Source organism: Alteromonas sp. CI.11.F.A3, assembly GCF_032925565.1.
Classification (GTDB): Bacteria; Pseudomonadota; Gammaproteobacteria; order Enterobacterales; family Alteromonadaceae; genus Alteromonas.
Window position 1 is genome coordinate 529,204 of record NZ_CP136708.1, and the last position, 15,343, is coordinate 544,546.

Sequence of the window (15,343 nt, forward strand, 5' to 3'; positions counted from 1 at the left end):
AAGTTGGTAAGGAAATCATGAAACCCTGGGTTGTTATTGTACTCATTCTCTTTATTGCCGTGACAGGTTATCAGTTCGGCTTTTACCACGGTAAGTTGGCTAATTCCAACGTGGAAAAAGAGCGTTTGAATACTGTGCTGGAGCGTTCGCGCACCACCGCAAGTAGCAATCTTAGGGTGATTAAAGCTACCCCTCAAATGTCTGGCGAAGCATACGCCCAGCCCCCGACGAGCGCGCATATACTCGCTACCAATGAAGATCTTTCTGAATTTCAGGTTCAAAACGAAATAACGGAATTTTTAGCGTTTCACCCCAGTGGTCAAAAACTTACACTGAATACGTTTCAATGCACGCAATCAGAATGTGAGTTTACGGGGGAATACTCTGGCAGCCATGCAGGGTTCGAGCGCATGCTTGATGACTTGAAATCCCAGTCGTGGTGGCAATTCGGTGAAATGCTTGAAGTGAGCAATATTGAAGAGGGAAACCCCCGAATTGGTGTTAAGTTTTCATCAAAGCCCGTGCTTATCAGTGATGCAACTACTTAGTCAGGTGATAGGCTAACCAGCTTTGTGTACGCGTTTTATTACGCGTCTCTGGGCAAGCCTTTCTCAACTGCTCTGGTTAGTCTTTTTTGTTGTCTATTCGCCTTTTCTTCTAACGCTAATCCTGTTTTTTTATTTTCCTGTTGCGCTAATGCCCATAAAATGTGCCGGTCGACTTTATCACTCACCTTCCCAAGGTTTGCCTGAAGGGTGTTAACTGTCTGTTCGCTATATTTGGCATTTCCCAATGCGACGGCAATATTACGTTGCCATTTTTCAAACCCAATTCGGCGAATGGGCGAACCTTCGGTATTAACTAAAAAGGTAGCTTCATCCCATGAAAATAGGGTTGTCAGGCTTTGCCCGTGCAATACTTTTCTGGGGTGAAAGTCTTCTTCTTCAGTGATATCAGCATAACGATTCCACGGGCAGATAAGTTGACAGTCATCACAGCCATAAATTCGATTACCCATTAAAGGGCGAAGTTCCTCGGGAATGTCTTTGTCTGATTCAATAGTCAGGTAGGAAATACAACGCCTAGCGTCTACTTTATAAGGCGCTACTATTGCGTTAGTAGGGCAGATAGTTAGGCATGCCGTACACGTGCCACAGCCTTCTTCTATTGGTGAATCGATAGGTAAGGGCAAGTTAATAAAAAGCTCACCTAAAAAGAACCAAGAACCTGCTTCTTTATTAATGGTTAAGCTGTGTTTTCCCGTCCAGCCTATTCCCGCTTTTTCTGCAATAGCGTGTTCCAATACCGGCGCTGAATCTACAAACGGACGGTACTGGGTGTCACTCAGCGCGGTGGTAATTTTCTCACCCAGTTGCTTCAAACGCTTACGTAATACCTTGTGATAATCGCGGCCAAGTGCATAACGACTGATATACCCTGTATCTGGTTGGCTTAAATGTTTTGCGAACGAGGCATCGGGTGGAAGGTAGTTCATTCTCACACTAATAACCCGCAGCGTGCCTGGCACAAGTTCGTCGGGCCGGGCCCGCTTCATTCCATGGTTAGCCATAAAGGCCATGTCGCCGTGATAGCCGTTCTCTAACCACTTAGTTAAATGGGCTTCATGCTGATGTAAATCAATGTCGCTAATACCAACTTGCTGAAAGCCTAGCGCGCGGCCCCAAGCCTTGATATCTTGGGTCAATTGAATTAGGTCGATAGAATTTATAGTGGACATGTACTTATGCTAGATACTCAACTCACCTCAAGTTTATCATACAAACTGTTTCGGGCCGATCAGGTCAGAGAAAATGAAGCCGAAGCGGCTGCTCAGTCTGGCTGTGATATGTTCACGTTAATGCAACGCGCCGGCGGTGCTGTATTTGAACAGTGCCAAAGTTTATTTGCTAATTCTGATGTGTATTTAATTTTACTAGGCCAAGGTAACAATGCTGGCGATGGTTACATCACCGCAATAAATGCGAAAAAAGCGGGTAAAAAAGTGCATGTTTGCGCAATTGAACCTGACCGCGTGTTAGAAGGTGATGCCGGTACTGCACAAAAACAGTGGCTAGATGCTGGCGGCAGTATTAAACCTTTCGATGTTGGCCTGATTGAAAAAGCAGACGTAGTCATCGATGCATTATTAGGTACAGGAATTAACAGCTACATTCGCAATGAATTCGCCGATGTTATCGACGCTATCAACGATTCATCAACCCCAGTGGTCAGTATTGATGTACCTTCAGGATTAGATGCGAACACAGGCCAAAGTTTAGGGCGCTGCGTTCAAGCCGATGTCACCGTTACCTTTGTAGGCATCAAACCTGGGTTAGTCACAGGGGCAGGTAAGCAGTCTTGCGGAAAGCTGGTGTACGCTGATTTAGAAATAGGTAAAGCGTTTCAGACCTTAGCAAAAGACAGCGCCACCTTATTAAATATTGAGCACTTCAAAGGCATGGGGCCTCGGGATGTTCACAGCCACAAAGGCACCTATGGCAGGTTGCTGTGTGTGGGCGGAAATCGTGGAACGGCCGGCGCTATTAGGCTTGCTGGGGAAGCGGCCCTTCGAAGTGGTGCCGGTATGGTGCGGGTTTATACCCACGAGGCGTCTACTATTCAGGTTAGTGCAGGTCGACCTGAGCTGATGGTGACATCAAGCCACTTAGATGATGCCTTAGCATGGGCGTCATGCGTAGTCATTGGTCCAGGACTTGGTCAAGATGAATGGTCACAAAGTGTGTTCACTAGCGTACTCAAACACTGTCAAAGTGAGAATAAACCTATTGTCATCGATGCTGACGCGCTTAATCTTTTATGCAAACAGTCAACCGCATACACACTAGAACACTGCGTACTTACTCCTCATGCGGGAGAGGCTGGTCGACTGCTAGGAGTGTCGGTTGAAGATGTAGAAAGCGACCGATTCAATTACGCCAGACAATGTTCGCAGCGCTACCATGCAGTATGTGTTTTAAAAGGGGCCGGTACGCTTATCGATAACGAAAAGAAAACGTGGGTTTGTCGCCATGGTAACCCTGGTATGGCAACCGCGGGAAGCGGTGATGTACTAAGCGGTATATTAGGCGCGCTTATGGCGCAAGGGCTTAGCGTTGATATTGCCGCTAAGTACGGCGTGGTGTTGCATGCTAAAGCGGGCGATGATATTGCCCAGCTTTACGGACAACGTGGTATGATAGCCAGTGATCTATTTGATGCCGTACGTGCGTTAATTAATCAGTAAATCTATTGGCATGGGCTGTGTAGGCTTAATGCCAATATCAGCCTTTTAGTTTAGTCATGTGGAACGTTAAAAAGATGTCTTACCCGCACTCTTCATTTTTTGCTGCAACACCTGAAGATACGTCAGCAATGGCAAAGGATCTGGCTAATGCCGTAGCGGCGCAGCAGCCAATAGATGCCGTGATATTTTTAAACGGTGACTTGGGCGCAGGAAAGACCACCTTCAGCCGGTACTTCATTCAAGCATTAGGGCATGATGGGAATGTAAAAAGCCCGACCTATACCTTAGTGGAACCTTACGAGCTAGAAAATGTCTCAATTTATCATTTCGACTTGTATCGTTTAGCCGACCCAGAAGAACTTGAGTTCATGGGAATTCGAGATTATTTCGGTACCGGAAACATTGCCCTTATAGAATGGTCAGAAAATGGCGCTGAATACTTGGCATCACCAGACATAGTGATTAGTATAAATATTGTGCCAACTGGTCGTCAGTTCAATGTAGAAGCGACAAGCGTAAAAGGCGCAAAAATATTGCAAGGTTGTAAAACGCTATAAGTTGTAAAGCGCAAAACTAATGAGCTTTGATAAACAATAACGACTATAAGCTTGTGGCAACAAGCAAAATAAAGGCGAAGCATGGTACGTAAAATTTTATCGGTTATGTGCATTTGGGTTGTAGTGCAAACTGTCCATGCTGCACAAAATCAAATTGATGGGCTAAGAATTTGGCCCTCGCCAGATAATACGCGAATTGTGCTCGATATGTCGTCTGCGCCCGAATTCACCTACTTTCCCCTTAAAAATCCACATCGCTTGGTTATCGACTTATCGAATACGAGTGATAGCAAGGCATTATCTCTTCAATCTGAGTCAGGCGATTTAGTGCGAAAGGTACGCTATTCCACACCTAAAAATAAACAATCAGCCCGAGTGGTTATTGAGTTAAACCGTGCAGCTTCACCTTCTTTATTTGCAATGACGCCGACTAAACCCTATGGGCATCGGTTAGTAGTTGATTTAAAAGATAGCGCAGCCCCAGCTGCTGGTAGTAATAATTCAGCATCAAGTACTCCACCGTCAAATGCTTCATCGTCTTCAGTTGTAATGGATGGCTCGAGCAGCCACAGAAACCGAGATATTATTGTTGCCATAGATGCAGGTCACGGTGGCGAAGACCCTGGTTCCATTGGGCCAGCTGGTACGTATGAAAAGCACATTACATTAAGCATTGCCAAAAAACTTGAAGCCATGATTAATGGTGAACGTGGTATGCGGGCCATTATGACGCGCAGTGGTGATTACTATGTATCGCCAAACAAACGCCCAGAACTGGCTCGCAAGCAAAAAGCGGACTTATTAATATCGATTCACGCTGATGCGTTTAGCCAACCACAGCCCAAAGGGGGATCTGTGTGGGTACTGTCGATGCGCCGTGCCGATACAGAACTAGGTCGCTGGCTAGAAAAATCAGAACGGCACTCTGAATTACTTGGTGGTGCGGCAGAAGTGATCAGCGATAAATCGAGTGAGCGTTATTTAGCGGAAACCATTCTTGGTTTATCGATGGACCACAGTATGGCCACCAGTCATGACTTGGGCAACAAAGTGATTGAAGAAATGAAGCAAGTGACTTCCTTGCACAAACGCGCGCCTCAAGCAGCCAGCTTTGCTGTACTCACTGCGCCGGATATTCCATCCATTTTGGTTGAAGTAGGGTTCATTTCTAACCCGCAAGAAGAGAAAAACCTTAACTGGGGTAAACATAGAGAAAAACTGGCGAAAGCCATGTTTACCGCAGCAAAACGCTATTTTAAGCAAGTCCCCCCAGATGGTACATTATGGGCACTTGAACGTGCAGATAGTCGAACCCATACTGTAAGAAGTGGCGAGTCGCTATCGCTACTTGCGCAGCGCTACAATGTGAACGTCAGCCGCTTAAAAGCTGCCAATAACTTAAATAGTGATGTGGTGAGAATAGGGCAAGTACTTACTATTCCAAGAACCTAACATCACGTTAATCAATTTCTACCTACGAGTTTCTTTTGTCTATACAATTATTATCGCCACAATTGGCCAACCAGATTGCCGCAGGGGAAGTGGTTGAACGCCCTGCGTCTGTGGTTAAAGAGTTACTAGAAAATAGCCTAGATGCAGGCGCCGATAGAATAGAAATAGATATTGAGAAAGGCGGCCATAAACGCATTCGTTTAAAAGATAACGGCGCAGGCATTGCTAAAGATGAATTACAGCTTGCCCTGAGTCGTCACGCCACCAGTAAAATTTCAACATTAGATGATTTAGAGCGAATCTTATCGTTAGGCTTTCGTGGGGAAGCGCTCGCCAGTATCAGTTCGGTTAGCCGTTTAACGTTAACCTCTAAAACCGAAGCGCAAAGCGAAGCCTGGCAGGCCTACTGCGAAGGTCGGGAAATGGCAGTTAATATTCAGCCAGCTGCACACCCCAAAGGGACCACGATTGATGTGGCAGACCTTTTTTACAATACGCCGGCGAGGCGCAAGTTTCTGCGTGCCGAAAAAACAGAGTTTCAACACATTGAAGATGTGGTGAAACGCATTGCCCTTAGTTACCCCCATGCTAGTTTTATTCTGAAACATAACGGCAAGACGACAAAGCGCTATATTGCCGATAAACACGGATCACTTGCCCCTCGTATCGCCGCTGTAGTAGGGCAAAAGTTTATTGATAACGCTGTACATATCAATGTGGAATACGAAGGGATTACCATGAATGCATGGCTAGGTAGCGAAGTAATGCTGCGTAGCAGTAACGATTGCCAGTTTAGCTTTGTAAACGGGCGCGGCATGCGAGATAAGTTAATTATGCATGCTATCAGGCAAGCATACGAAAGTGTATGGGGTGTATTAGAACAGCCTTCATTTGTGGTTTACCTTACGTTAGACCCTAAAGATGTGGATGTGAACGTCCACCCGGCAAAGCATGAAGTTCGCTTTCAGCAAGGGCGCTTAGTACATGATTTTATTTGTAAGACAGTGTGTGATGCACTGCACTCAATTACCAATGAGAGTGAAACTCACCAACATGGCGAAGCTGAGAGCTATGATGAACCAGTGAGTTTTAATCCACCGCAGCAAAGTCATGATTATATACGTCCTTTAAGTCATTCTCCGGCTTCGTCATCTCAATCAGGTTTAGGCGGTTCAGGTGGCGCGTCTTTATCTGGGCATAGACAATCGAAAGCGCCAACCGCGGCTTACCAATCTAATTTTAATCGTTTAATGACGCCAAATAGCGACACGCCATCATCAGAGCGTGAGCAAAGTCAGCATGTTGCACTAAACTCATATTGTAGAATTTACGTACACAATGAAAATGTTTACCTACTGGATGTGAAATCTTTCGCAAATATGTACTTACAAGAGGTATTTGAGGCGGCCGAGCATTCACAACCTTTGTTGATGCCAGTGGCGCTTGAAGTTGCTCATGTTGAGCCTAATAAAATTGCGGCACTTAACGCGCTTAACTTTGAAATTAACCAAGTGGCGGGCAAGTATAGATTGCAGCAAGTACCCGCGGGCACAAGGCACTTCCCTTGGATACGTTGGTTTGAAAGGCTGTTAGAGAGCGACGTTGCAAATGATGATAAGCGCTTTCAAATAGTGTTCACTGACGACCAAGATTTAGATGAAATATTATGCGAACAATTGTGGCACTGGTTGGATGAGAAAAACGACGTGAAACAATGGGAATATATAGAGCGATTTGGTAAAGTGCGCTCGTTAGATGGCCTGCTTTCAACATGGGGAAATAACCATGGTTGATGGCATAAAATCTGCATTGAATACATCGAATACACCGAATACATCAGACAAGTATCAGTCTCAATTACCTGTTATTTCCATTATGGGCCCAACGGCATCAGGTAAGACAGGTTTGTCACTGTCGCTAGCTGAAACAATGGACTGTGAAATTATCAGCGTTGATTCAGCTTTGGTCTACACTAATATGGATATAGGTACGGCGAAACCTACGGCTGCTGAGAAATCGTTAGTTCCTCATCATCTTATTGATATTATTGACCCAGCAGAAAGTTACTCTGTTTCACAGTTTTGTAACGATGCAATTAGGCTTATAGAAGAGATTCATAGCCGAAATAGGGTACCAATATTGGCTGGGGGTACAATGATGTACTTTAATGCCTTGATAAATGGGATTTCGCCACTACCTAAGTCAGATGAAAAGATACGCAGCGAAATAGCCAGTGAAGCAGAAGCTTCCGGTTGGCAAAAATTGCACGACGAGCTTTGCCGAGTGGATCCTATTAGCGGTGACAGAATTCACCCTAACGACCCTCAAAGATTGACTAGAGCATTAGAAGTATTTCGTGGAACGGGCAAAACGCTAACAGACTGGCAAAACGAGAAAGGCAGTCCTTGCCCCTACGATATTAGCCAATTTGCTATTGCTCCAAAAGATAGAACCGTCTTACATGAGCGAATTGCCCAGCGATTCGACATGATGCTAGATGATGGATTTGAACAAGAAGTTAAGCGACTGTTTGAACGGGGCGATCTTCACGAAGATTTACCGTCAATTCGCTCGGTTGGCTATAGACAAATGTGGCAATACTTAGAAGGCCAATTGTCCTACGAGCAAATGCGCGAAAGGGGCATTATCGCAACTAGGCAACTCGCTAAGCGACAGCTTACGTGGCTTAGGGGTTGGGAAAACCTCACTTGGCTAGACACATTTTGTAAAGATAATTTGACTAAAATTACAGCGAAAGTCACACTCTAATAAGTTGAGTGTGGTATACATTAGACGTGCAGTGGCCGAGAGTAAGGGCTACGAATAATAAAAACTAAGGATATCAAATGGCTAAAGGGCAATCTTTACAAGACCCATTCTTAAATGCATTACGCAAGGAGCGTATTCCAGTATCTATTTATCTGGTAAACGGCATTAAATTACAGGGACAAGTTGAATCATTTGATCAGTTCGTGATTCTACTTAAAAATACAGTAAGCCAAATGGTGTATAAGCACGCTATTTCCACCGTTGTTCCAGCTCGCGCTATTACTATGCCGAGTGCTACAGGAGAATCTGAAAATACTAAAGCTGAATAAATTAAAAGGTAACGCGCTTGTTTGACCGTTATGAAGCCGGTGAACAGGCTGTACTAGTTCATGTTAATTTTACTGATGAAAACAGCAAAGAAGATTTAGCCGAGCTCGAATTGCTTGTGTCTTCTGCGGGTGTAAACGCGGTAGAAGTTATCACAACTTCGCGAAGTGCACCCCAAGCTAAATTCTTTGTGGGTTCGGGTAAAGCGGAAGAAATCGCAGCAGCAGTTAAAGCGCACGACGCTAATGTCGTTATCTTTAACCATAGTTTGTCGCCCTCTCAAGAGCGAAACTTAGAAGCGGTTTGTCAATGTAGAGTGCTAGATAGAACCGGGCTTATCCTCGATATATTTGCGCAAAGAGCAAGAACGCATGAAGGTAAGCTTCAGGTTGAACTCGCTCAATTGCGTCACATCTCTACGCGTCTTATTCGAGGTTGGACTCACTTAGAGCGCCAAAAAGGGGGTATAGGTTTGCGTGGGCCGGGTGAAACTCAGCTCGAAACTGACCGCCGATTACTTCGTGGGCGCATAAAAGCTATTCTTCGCCGTTTAGAAAAAGTACAAAAGCAGCGCGAGCAAGGACGTAGGTCTAGAAAACGTGCTGAAATTCCCACAGTATCCTTAGTGGGCTATACCAATGCTGGTAAGTCTACCCTTTTCAATACTATTACCGACGCGCACGTGTATGCGGCAGACCAATTGTTTGCTACGTTAGACCCTACGCTTAGAAAAATAGATTTGAAAGACGTAGGGCCTGCCATCTTAGCCGATACGGTAGGCTTTATAAGGCACCTACCACACGACCTAGTGGCGGCATTTAAAGCCACGCTTCAAGAAACCCAAGAAGCTGATCTCTTGCTTCATGTGGTGGATATTGCAGACGCGAAATATCGTGAAACTATTGATGAAGTGAACGCTGTGTTGGAAGAAATAGACGCCAGCGAGATTCAACAATTACTAATATGTAATAAGATTGATAAACTAGATGACATAAACCCTCGTATTGAAAGAAACGAGGAAGGTGTTCCAACCCGAGTTTGGCTATCAGCTCAAACCGGTGAAGGCACCGAACTGCTTGGGCAAGCGTTAACCGAGTGCTTAAGTAAAAGTATGGTTAACTACACGCTTAAAATACCCCCAGCGCAAAGTAGTCTTCGTGGTGTACTATTTGAATTGAATTGTATATCCAGTGAAGAATACGACAATCAAGGTGATTGGGTGGTAGATGTTCGAATGCCAATGGCAGATTGGAACAGACTTGAAAAGCGTTTAGAAAACGGAATATCAGAGTATGTTGTGCGACATTAACCGCTGCTAATTTTTAGCACGGCAATGCATGCGAATTTCAAAAATAAAACTGTAATCTATGGAGTATCAGCATGGCTTGGAATGAGCCGGGTGGCAATAATAACGACCCGTGGAAAAATCGCGGCGGACGTGATCAAGGTCCCCCCGATTTAGATGATGTATTCAAGAACTTATTCGGTAAGTTCGGAAAGTCTGGCGGCGGTAGCGGTGGCTCAGGTAAGAGCTTGGGCGGTATCGGTGCTGGTATTTTAATTGGCTTGGTTGTGATCATTTGGGCAGTAAGCGGTTTTTACACCATTCGTGAAGCTGAGCGAGGCGTAGTATTACGTTTCGGTGAGTATGCTAAGCAAGTTGAACCTGGATTACGTTGGGCACCAACGTTTATCGACAGAGTTATTCCTGTGGATGTGCAATCTATACGCGACCAATCTTCGTCAGGCTCTATGCTAACGGAAGACGAGAACGTGGTTAGCGTACAGATGGAAATGCAATTCCGTGTTGTAGACCCATATCGCTGGACGTTTGCTGTTGAAAGCCCAGAAACGAGCTTAAGCCAGTCTTTAGACAGTGCAATCCGCTATGTAGTAGGTCATTCAACCATGGATGATGTACTTACTGATGGGCGTGAAGTGGCTCGCCAACGCGTTTGGGAAGAGCTTCAAGCTATTATTGAACCGTACAACATGGGAGTGTCGATTATCGACATGAACTTCCGTGATGCACGCCCACCTGAGCAAGTGAAAGATGCATTTGATGATGCAATTTCAGCCCAGGAAGATGAACAGCGTTTTATTCGAGAAGCCGAAGCCTATGCACGTGAGATTGAACCTCGTGCCCGTGGTCAAGTTAATCGTATGAACGAAGAAGCACAGGCTTATAAAGAGCGTGTAACCCTTGAAGCGCAAGGTGAAGTTGCTCGCTTTGAAGAGTTGCTACCTCAATACGAGAGAGCACCTGTAGTAACACGCGAACGTATTTACATCGAAACAATGGAAGAGGTATTAGGCAATACCAGTAAAATCCTTGTGGACAGTAAAGGTGGAAATAACATGATGTATCTTCCTTTAGATAAAATCATGGAGCGCCAACAAGGCAGTTCAACACCTCGCTCACGCAGTACGTTAGAAGGGTTACAAATGCCAGTGGCTGACGAAGGCCAAAACAGCCGCAATTCATCATCCACCTCAGGTGTGCGTGGTGACAGCTACAGAGAGGGGAGATAATCATGATGAAGAATTTAGCTATTGCAGTATTAGTACTTCTTGCGGTTCTTGCCTCAGGCTCTCTATTTGTAGTGACTGAAGGCGAACGTGCCATCGTTATTCAATTTGGTAAGGTTCAACGAGATGATGCCACAGGCGATACAAAAGTATTCGAACCTGGTCTTCACTTCAAATTGCCGTTCATTGATTCCGTTCGTCACCTAGACGCACGTGTACAAACGTTGGATGATACACCTGACCGTTTCGTTACCAGTGAAAAGAAAGACTTAATTGTTGATTCATACGTAAAATGGCGCATTGACGACTTCGCTCGTTATTACCTTTCAACCGGTGGTAACAAGCTACAAGCCGAAGCGCTATTGAAGCAAAAAGTGAATAACGGATTACGTTCTGAATTTGGTACTCGTACTATTGCACAGATTGTATCTGGTGAGCGTTCAGCATTAATGAACCAAGCAATGGAGCAGGCTTCAACGTCTTCTGATGAGCTTGGTATCGAAATTGTTGATGTACGTGTTAAGCAAATCAACCTTCCTACGGAAGTGAGTAACTCAATCTTCCAACGTATGCGTGCTGAGCGTGCTGCAGTAGCAAGAGAACACCGTTCAGAAGGTCAAGAGCAGGCTGAGGTTATCCGCGCTGATATAGACGCAAAGGTAACGGTAATGCTCGCTGATGCTGAACGTAATGCTCGTCAGCTTAAAGGTGAAGGTGATGCCTTAGCAGCAGAAATCTATGCAGATGTTTATTCTAAAAATGCTGATTTTTATAGCTTCCTAAGAAGTATGGATGCGTATAAAGCTAGCTTCAATAATAAGCAAGATGTGATGGTGATTGCGCCAGATAGCGACTTTTTCCGCTACATGAACGCATCTAAAGGTAATTAATACCTAACATCGGTTCTTGTTAAAAAGCCAGTCTTTAGACTGGCTTTTTTGTGCCTGCTGTAAACCACCTAATTAGCTGAAAGTGAAAAGCTTTACTGAATATTTGCTGCGTTTTGCGAACACTTTAAATTGTCCAATTTGCCCACCTACTGCCCAAATTGCTCAAAATACGTTAAAATAGACGAGCATTTATTATTATAAAACGCAGCATTATTAAACTGCACGGCAGATATCCCTGCTACTTAGTTGGTAATGACTGGGTAATAAAAACGACAGAGGGAATGTTTTGATTCCGGAAAATACAAAAAATAAATCTGCCCAAAATCAGGGCGGACAGGGTGGTTTATTCTCCCGATTCCTCGCTACTGTGGAATTTCTTGGGAACTTACTGCCACACCCCGTTACTTTATTCGCCATGCTGGCCTGCTTTATTGTGGTGTTAAGCGGTATTCTTGGCTATTTCGATTTAGCCGTAGTCGACCCTCGTCCTGAAGGTGCGAAAGGTCGCGAAGCTGATGGCATGATAGAAGTCATTTCATTAATGAGTGCGGAAGGCTTACAGCGCATTGTTACTGGCCTGGTCACTAACTTTACCGGCTTTGCTCCTTTAGGTACTGTATTGGTTGCATTGCTTGGTGTATCAGTTGCTGAGCACTCTGGCTTGTTGTCGGCCACGATGCGCTCATTAGTGATGAATGCTTCAAAGCGTACGGTTACTTTTGCCGTCGTGTTTGCAGGTATTATCTCAAATACCGCCTCAGAGCTTGGCTATGTAGTGTTAATACCACTAGCCGCTATGATATTTCATTCGTTAGGTCGCCACCCTCTCGCGGGTCTCGCAGCCGCCTTTGCCGGTGTATCAGCAGGCTACAGTGCAAACTTGTTGCTTGGTACGGTAGACCCTTTGCTTTCAGGCATTACCGAAGCAGCGGCTCACATGATTGACCCTGATTATGTGGTAGGCCCAGAAGTTAACTGGTATTTCATGTTTATCAGTACCTTTGTAGTAGCCACTATGGGTGCCCTGGTGACTGAGAAGGTGGTAGAGCCTCGACTAGGCAAATTTGACGAATCAGAAGCTTCTGTAGATTTAAGTAAGCAATCAATGGATGCGCCTTCGGATATTGAAAAGAAAGGACTTCGTTGGGCTGGCATCGCTTTTGTCGTGGTATGCGGTATTTTAGCGCTCACCATTGTGCCTGAAAACGGTATTTTGCGTCACCCAGAGACCGGTGCGGTAGCGGGTTCGCCTTTCCTAAAAGGAATTGTTGCCTTTATCTTTGTTTCTTTTGCTGTACCTGGTTTTGTTTATGGCCGTATTACAGGGTCGATGAAAAATGACCGTGACGTGATTGATGCTATGGCAAAAAGCATGGGCGCAATGGGGCTTTATATTACATTGGTCTTCTTTGCTGCACAGTTTGTGGCTTTCTTTAAATGGACGAATTTAGGCACAGTATTAGCCGTTAAAGGCGCTGCGCTTTTACAAGCGGCTGGCCTAGATGGCCCGTCGGTGTTTATCTTATTCATCTTAATGTGTGGTGTGGTTAACTTATCGTTAGGCAGTGCCTCGGCGCAGTGGGCGGTAACCGCGCCTATTTTTGTGCCTATGCTAATGTTGATTGGTTATTCACCTGAGGTTATTCAGGCGGCATATCGTATTGGAGATTCAGTCACCAATGTTATTGCGCCCATGATGAGCTACTTCGGTCTTATTTTAGCGATGGCTGCACGGTACAAAAAAGATCTCGGTATGGGCACCTTGATTGCAATGATGCTGCCCTATTCCATGGTATTTATCGTGGGTTGGACCATACTGTTTTATCTCTGGGTCTTTGTATTAGGCATGCCTGTAGGGCCAGGTGCAGCAACCTACTATCAGCCTTAACTGGTTGAAAATATTAAGACTAAAAAGGTGGCTAAGGCCGCCTTTTTTAATCGCTAAATTTAATTGCATCAATCGTGGTAAATTTGTGGTCTATTCACCCAAAATTGCCGTAAATTCAGTATACTAGTTATATTGTTTTTTCAGTGCGGAATATTTGATGAAGTTCAAAAGCAATCAGGGTTTTACTCACAGTCAGTCAGACAAAATAGGCGTGTTGGTTACCAATTTAGGTACACCCGAAAGCCCAACCGCGGCGGCCCTACGCCCCTATCTAAAAGAGTTTCTTTCAGACCCGCGGGTAGTAGAAATACCTCGTGCGCTTTGGTGGTTCATTTTAAACCTCATTATATTAAATACTCGTCCTAAGCGTTCGGCTGAAGCATATAAAACCGTTTGGACAGAAGAAGGCTCACCGTTGCTTACTATTACCAAAGCCCAAGCAACAGCAATAGCGGCACGCTGTAAAGCAGAGTACGGCGACGATGTTGTGGTTGATTTTGCTATGCGTTACGGTAACCCTGCTATTAGCGACACTATTGAACGTATGTTGTCGCAAGGCGTAAGAAAGTTAGTGGTATTGCCTTTGTATCCGCAATATAGCGCCTCTACTACGGCGTCTACCTTTGATGCCATTGCGAAAGACTTTACCAAACGCCGCTGGTTACCGGAACTTCGCTTCGTGAACCATTACAACGACAGGGCTGATTACATTAAGGCGCTGGCGAATAAAGTACGGGCATACTGGGAAGAACACGGTAAAGCCGATAAGCTTATTCTTTCTTATCATGGTATTCCTAAGCGCTACTTATTAAATGGCGACCCGTATCACTGTGAATGTCATAAAACATCGCGTTTGTTGGCCGAAGAACTCGGGCTAACTCATGAGGAGTACATGACCACCTTCCAGTCTCGTTTTGGTAAAGCGGAGTGGTTAAAGCCTTACACCGACGCAACGATGAAATCGTTGCCGGGTCAAGGGGTGAAATCAATACAAGTTATGTGCCCCGGTTTTTCTGCCGACTGCCTAGAAACTATCGAAGAGATTGGCGAAGAAAACCGTGAATACTTCATGGAAGCGGGTGGTGAAAAGTACGAATACATTCCTGCATTAAACAGCGACGAAGAACACATTGATATGTTGTTTGATTTAGTTAAAGAGAATTTGCACGGTTGGACTGTGACTAAAGATACTGCACTACGAGCTGGCTTAGCTCGCGCGTTAGGCGCTGACAAATAGCCAGTAATTGTTTTTACGTTAATAAGGTAGCTAAACATGGATAGTAAAGCCCCAAAGGCACTGTTAAAAGCACAAAAGTTAGCAAATTTACTTGATACCGCTGTTAAGTTACCGATTATTCCCATTCGGATAGGTCTCGACTCAATTGTTGGCCTTATTCCGGGGGCGGGTGATGCGCTAATGCTGCTCGTTTCTCTACGTATCGTGTGGTTGGGGAAATCATTGGGAATGCCCAGTGCGTTGGTAGCTCAAATGGTAAAGAACTCCGCTATCGATTTTGGCTTAGGCTTTGTTCCCTTCATTGGCGACATCGTTGATGTATTTTATAAAGCGAACCAAAAGAACGTACGCTTAATGGAAAAGTGGTGGATCAGCGAAAATAAAGCCGATGTAGATGCCGAAACTCAGAAAAAGCTAGCAGAATGGGAAGAGAAACTAGAGCGCCAGTAA

At 44.9% G+C, this 15,343-nt stretch carries 14 protein-coding genes; 13 read left to right on the plus strand and 1 reads right to left on the minus strand.

The window, feature by feature from the left end; genetic code table 11:
* Positions 1-17 precede the first annotated feature (17 nt).
* A complete protein-coding gene (locus tag R1T43_RS02310) occupies positions 18-548 on the plus strand; it encodes a hypothetical protein (protein WP_211070090.1) in 531 nt (176 codons plus the stop codon).
* 38 nt (positions 549-586) lie between these two features.
* Here R1T43_RS02310 and queG read toward each other — a convergent pair whose 3' ends face one another.
* The gene (gene queG, locus R1T43_RS02315) at positions 587-1,738 is read right to left on the minus strand and encodes a tRNA epoxyqueuosine(34) reductase QueG (protein ID WP_317352476.1); all 1,152 of its coding nucleotides are present in this window, start codon (positions 1,736-1,738) and stop codon (positions 587-589) included.
* Between the two features lie 6 nt (positions 1,739-1,744).
* On the opposite strand from queG, the gene R1T43_RS02320 reads away from it, so the two are divergent.
* The 12 genes from R1T43_RS02320 to R1T43_RS02375 all read left to right on the plus strand — a co-directional run bounded on the left by R1T43_RS02320 (position 1,745) and on the right by R1T43_RS02375 (position 15,343).
* Positions 1,745-3,244 carry an NAD(P)H-hydrate dehydratase gene (locus R1T43_RS02320; RefSeq protein WP_317352479.1) on the plus strand — a complete coding sequence of 500 codons (1,500 nt, stop codon included), beginning with the start codon at positions 1,745-1,747 and terminating at the stop codon, positions 3,242-3,244.
* A gap of 74 nt (positions 3,245-3,318) precedes the next feature.
* Positions 3,319-3,801 (plus strand): tRNA (adenosine(37)-N6)-threonylcarbamoyltransferase complex ATPase subunit type 1 TsaE, encoded by a 483-nt coding sequence (gene tsaE / locus R1T43_RS02325; protein WP_317352482.1) that lies wholly within the window; start codon positions 3,319-3,321, stop codon positions 3,799-3,801.
* Positions 3,802-3,882: 81 nt separating this feature from the next.
* Positions 3,883-5,253 (plus strand): N-acetylmuramoyl-L-alanine amidase, encoded by a 1,371-nt coding sequence (locus tag R1T43_RS02330; protein ID WP_317352484.1) that lies wholly within the window; start codon positions 3,883-3,885, stop codon positions 5,251-5,253.
* 35 nt (positions 5,254-5,288) lie between these two features.
* Complete coding sequence (gene mutL, locus R1T43_RS02335; RefSeq protein ID WP_317352487.1) at positions 5,289-7,046, plus strand: DNA mismatch repair endonuclease MutL; 1,758 nt, start codon at positions 5,289-5,291, stop codon at positions 7,044-7,046.
* Between the two features lie 82 nt (positions 7,047-7,128).
* On the plus strand, positions 7,129-8,022 hold the full coding sequence (miaA, locus tag R1T43_RS02340) for a tRNA (adenosine(37)-N6)-dimethylallyltransferase MiaA (RefSeq protein ID WP_247670651.1): 894 nt from the start codon (positions 7,129-7,131) through the stop codon (positions 8,020-8,022).
* A 77-nt stretch (positions 8,023-8,099) separates the two neighbouring features.
* Positions 8,100-8,351 carry an RNA chaperone Hfq gene (gene hfq / locus R1T43_RS02345; RefSeq protein WP_013786373.1) on the plus strand — a complete coding sequence of 84 codons (252 nt, stop codon included), beginning with the start codon at positions 8,100-8,102 and terminating at the stop codon, positions 8,349-8,351.
* A 17-nt stretch (positions 8,352-8,368) separates the two neighbouring features.
* Entirely contained in the window at positions 8,369-9,658 is a 1,290-nt protein-coding gene (hflX, locus tag R1T43_RS02350) for a ribosome rescue GTPase HflX (protein WP_057795589.1), read from the plus strand.
* Between the two features lie 71 nt (positions 9,659-9,729).
* Positions 9,730-10,881 (plus strand): FtsH protease activity modulator HflK, encoded by a 1,152-nt coding sequence (gene hflK, locus R1T43_RS02355; RefSeq protein ID WP_211070084.1) that lies wholly within the window; start codon positions 9,730-9,732, stop codon positions 10,879-10,881.
* A 5-nt stretch (positions 10,882-10,886) separates the two neighbouring features.
* Positions 10,887-11,768: a protease modulator HflC gene (gene hflC, locus R1T43_RS02360; protein ID WP_211070373.1), complete on the plus strand. Its 882-nt coding sequence runs from the start codon at positions 10,887-10,889 to the stop codon at positions 11,766-11,768.
* A gap of 286 nt (positions 11,769-12,054) precedes the next feature.
* Positions 12,055-13,656, plus strand: coding sequence for an AbgT family transporter (locus R1T43_RS02365; RefSeq protein ID WP_247670631.1), 1,602 nt, complete (start codon positions 12,055-12,057; stop codon positions 13,654-13,656).
* Between the two features lie 157 nt (positions 13,657-13,813).
* Positions 13,814-14,893 carry a ferrochelatase gene (gene hemH, locus R1T43_RS02370; protein WP_317352494.1) on the plus strand — a complete coding sequence of 360 codons (1,080 nt, stop codon included), beginning with the start codon at positions 13,814-13,816 and terminating at the stop codon, positions 14,891-14,893.
* Between the two features lie 36 nt (positions 14,894-14,929).
* Entirely contained in the window at positions 14,930-15,343 is a 414-nt protein-coding gene (locus R1T43_RS02375; protein WP_211070082.1) for a DUF4112 domain-containing protein, read from the plus strand.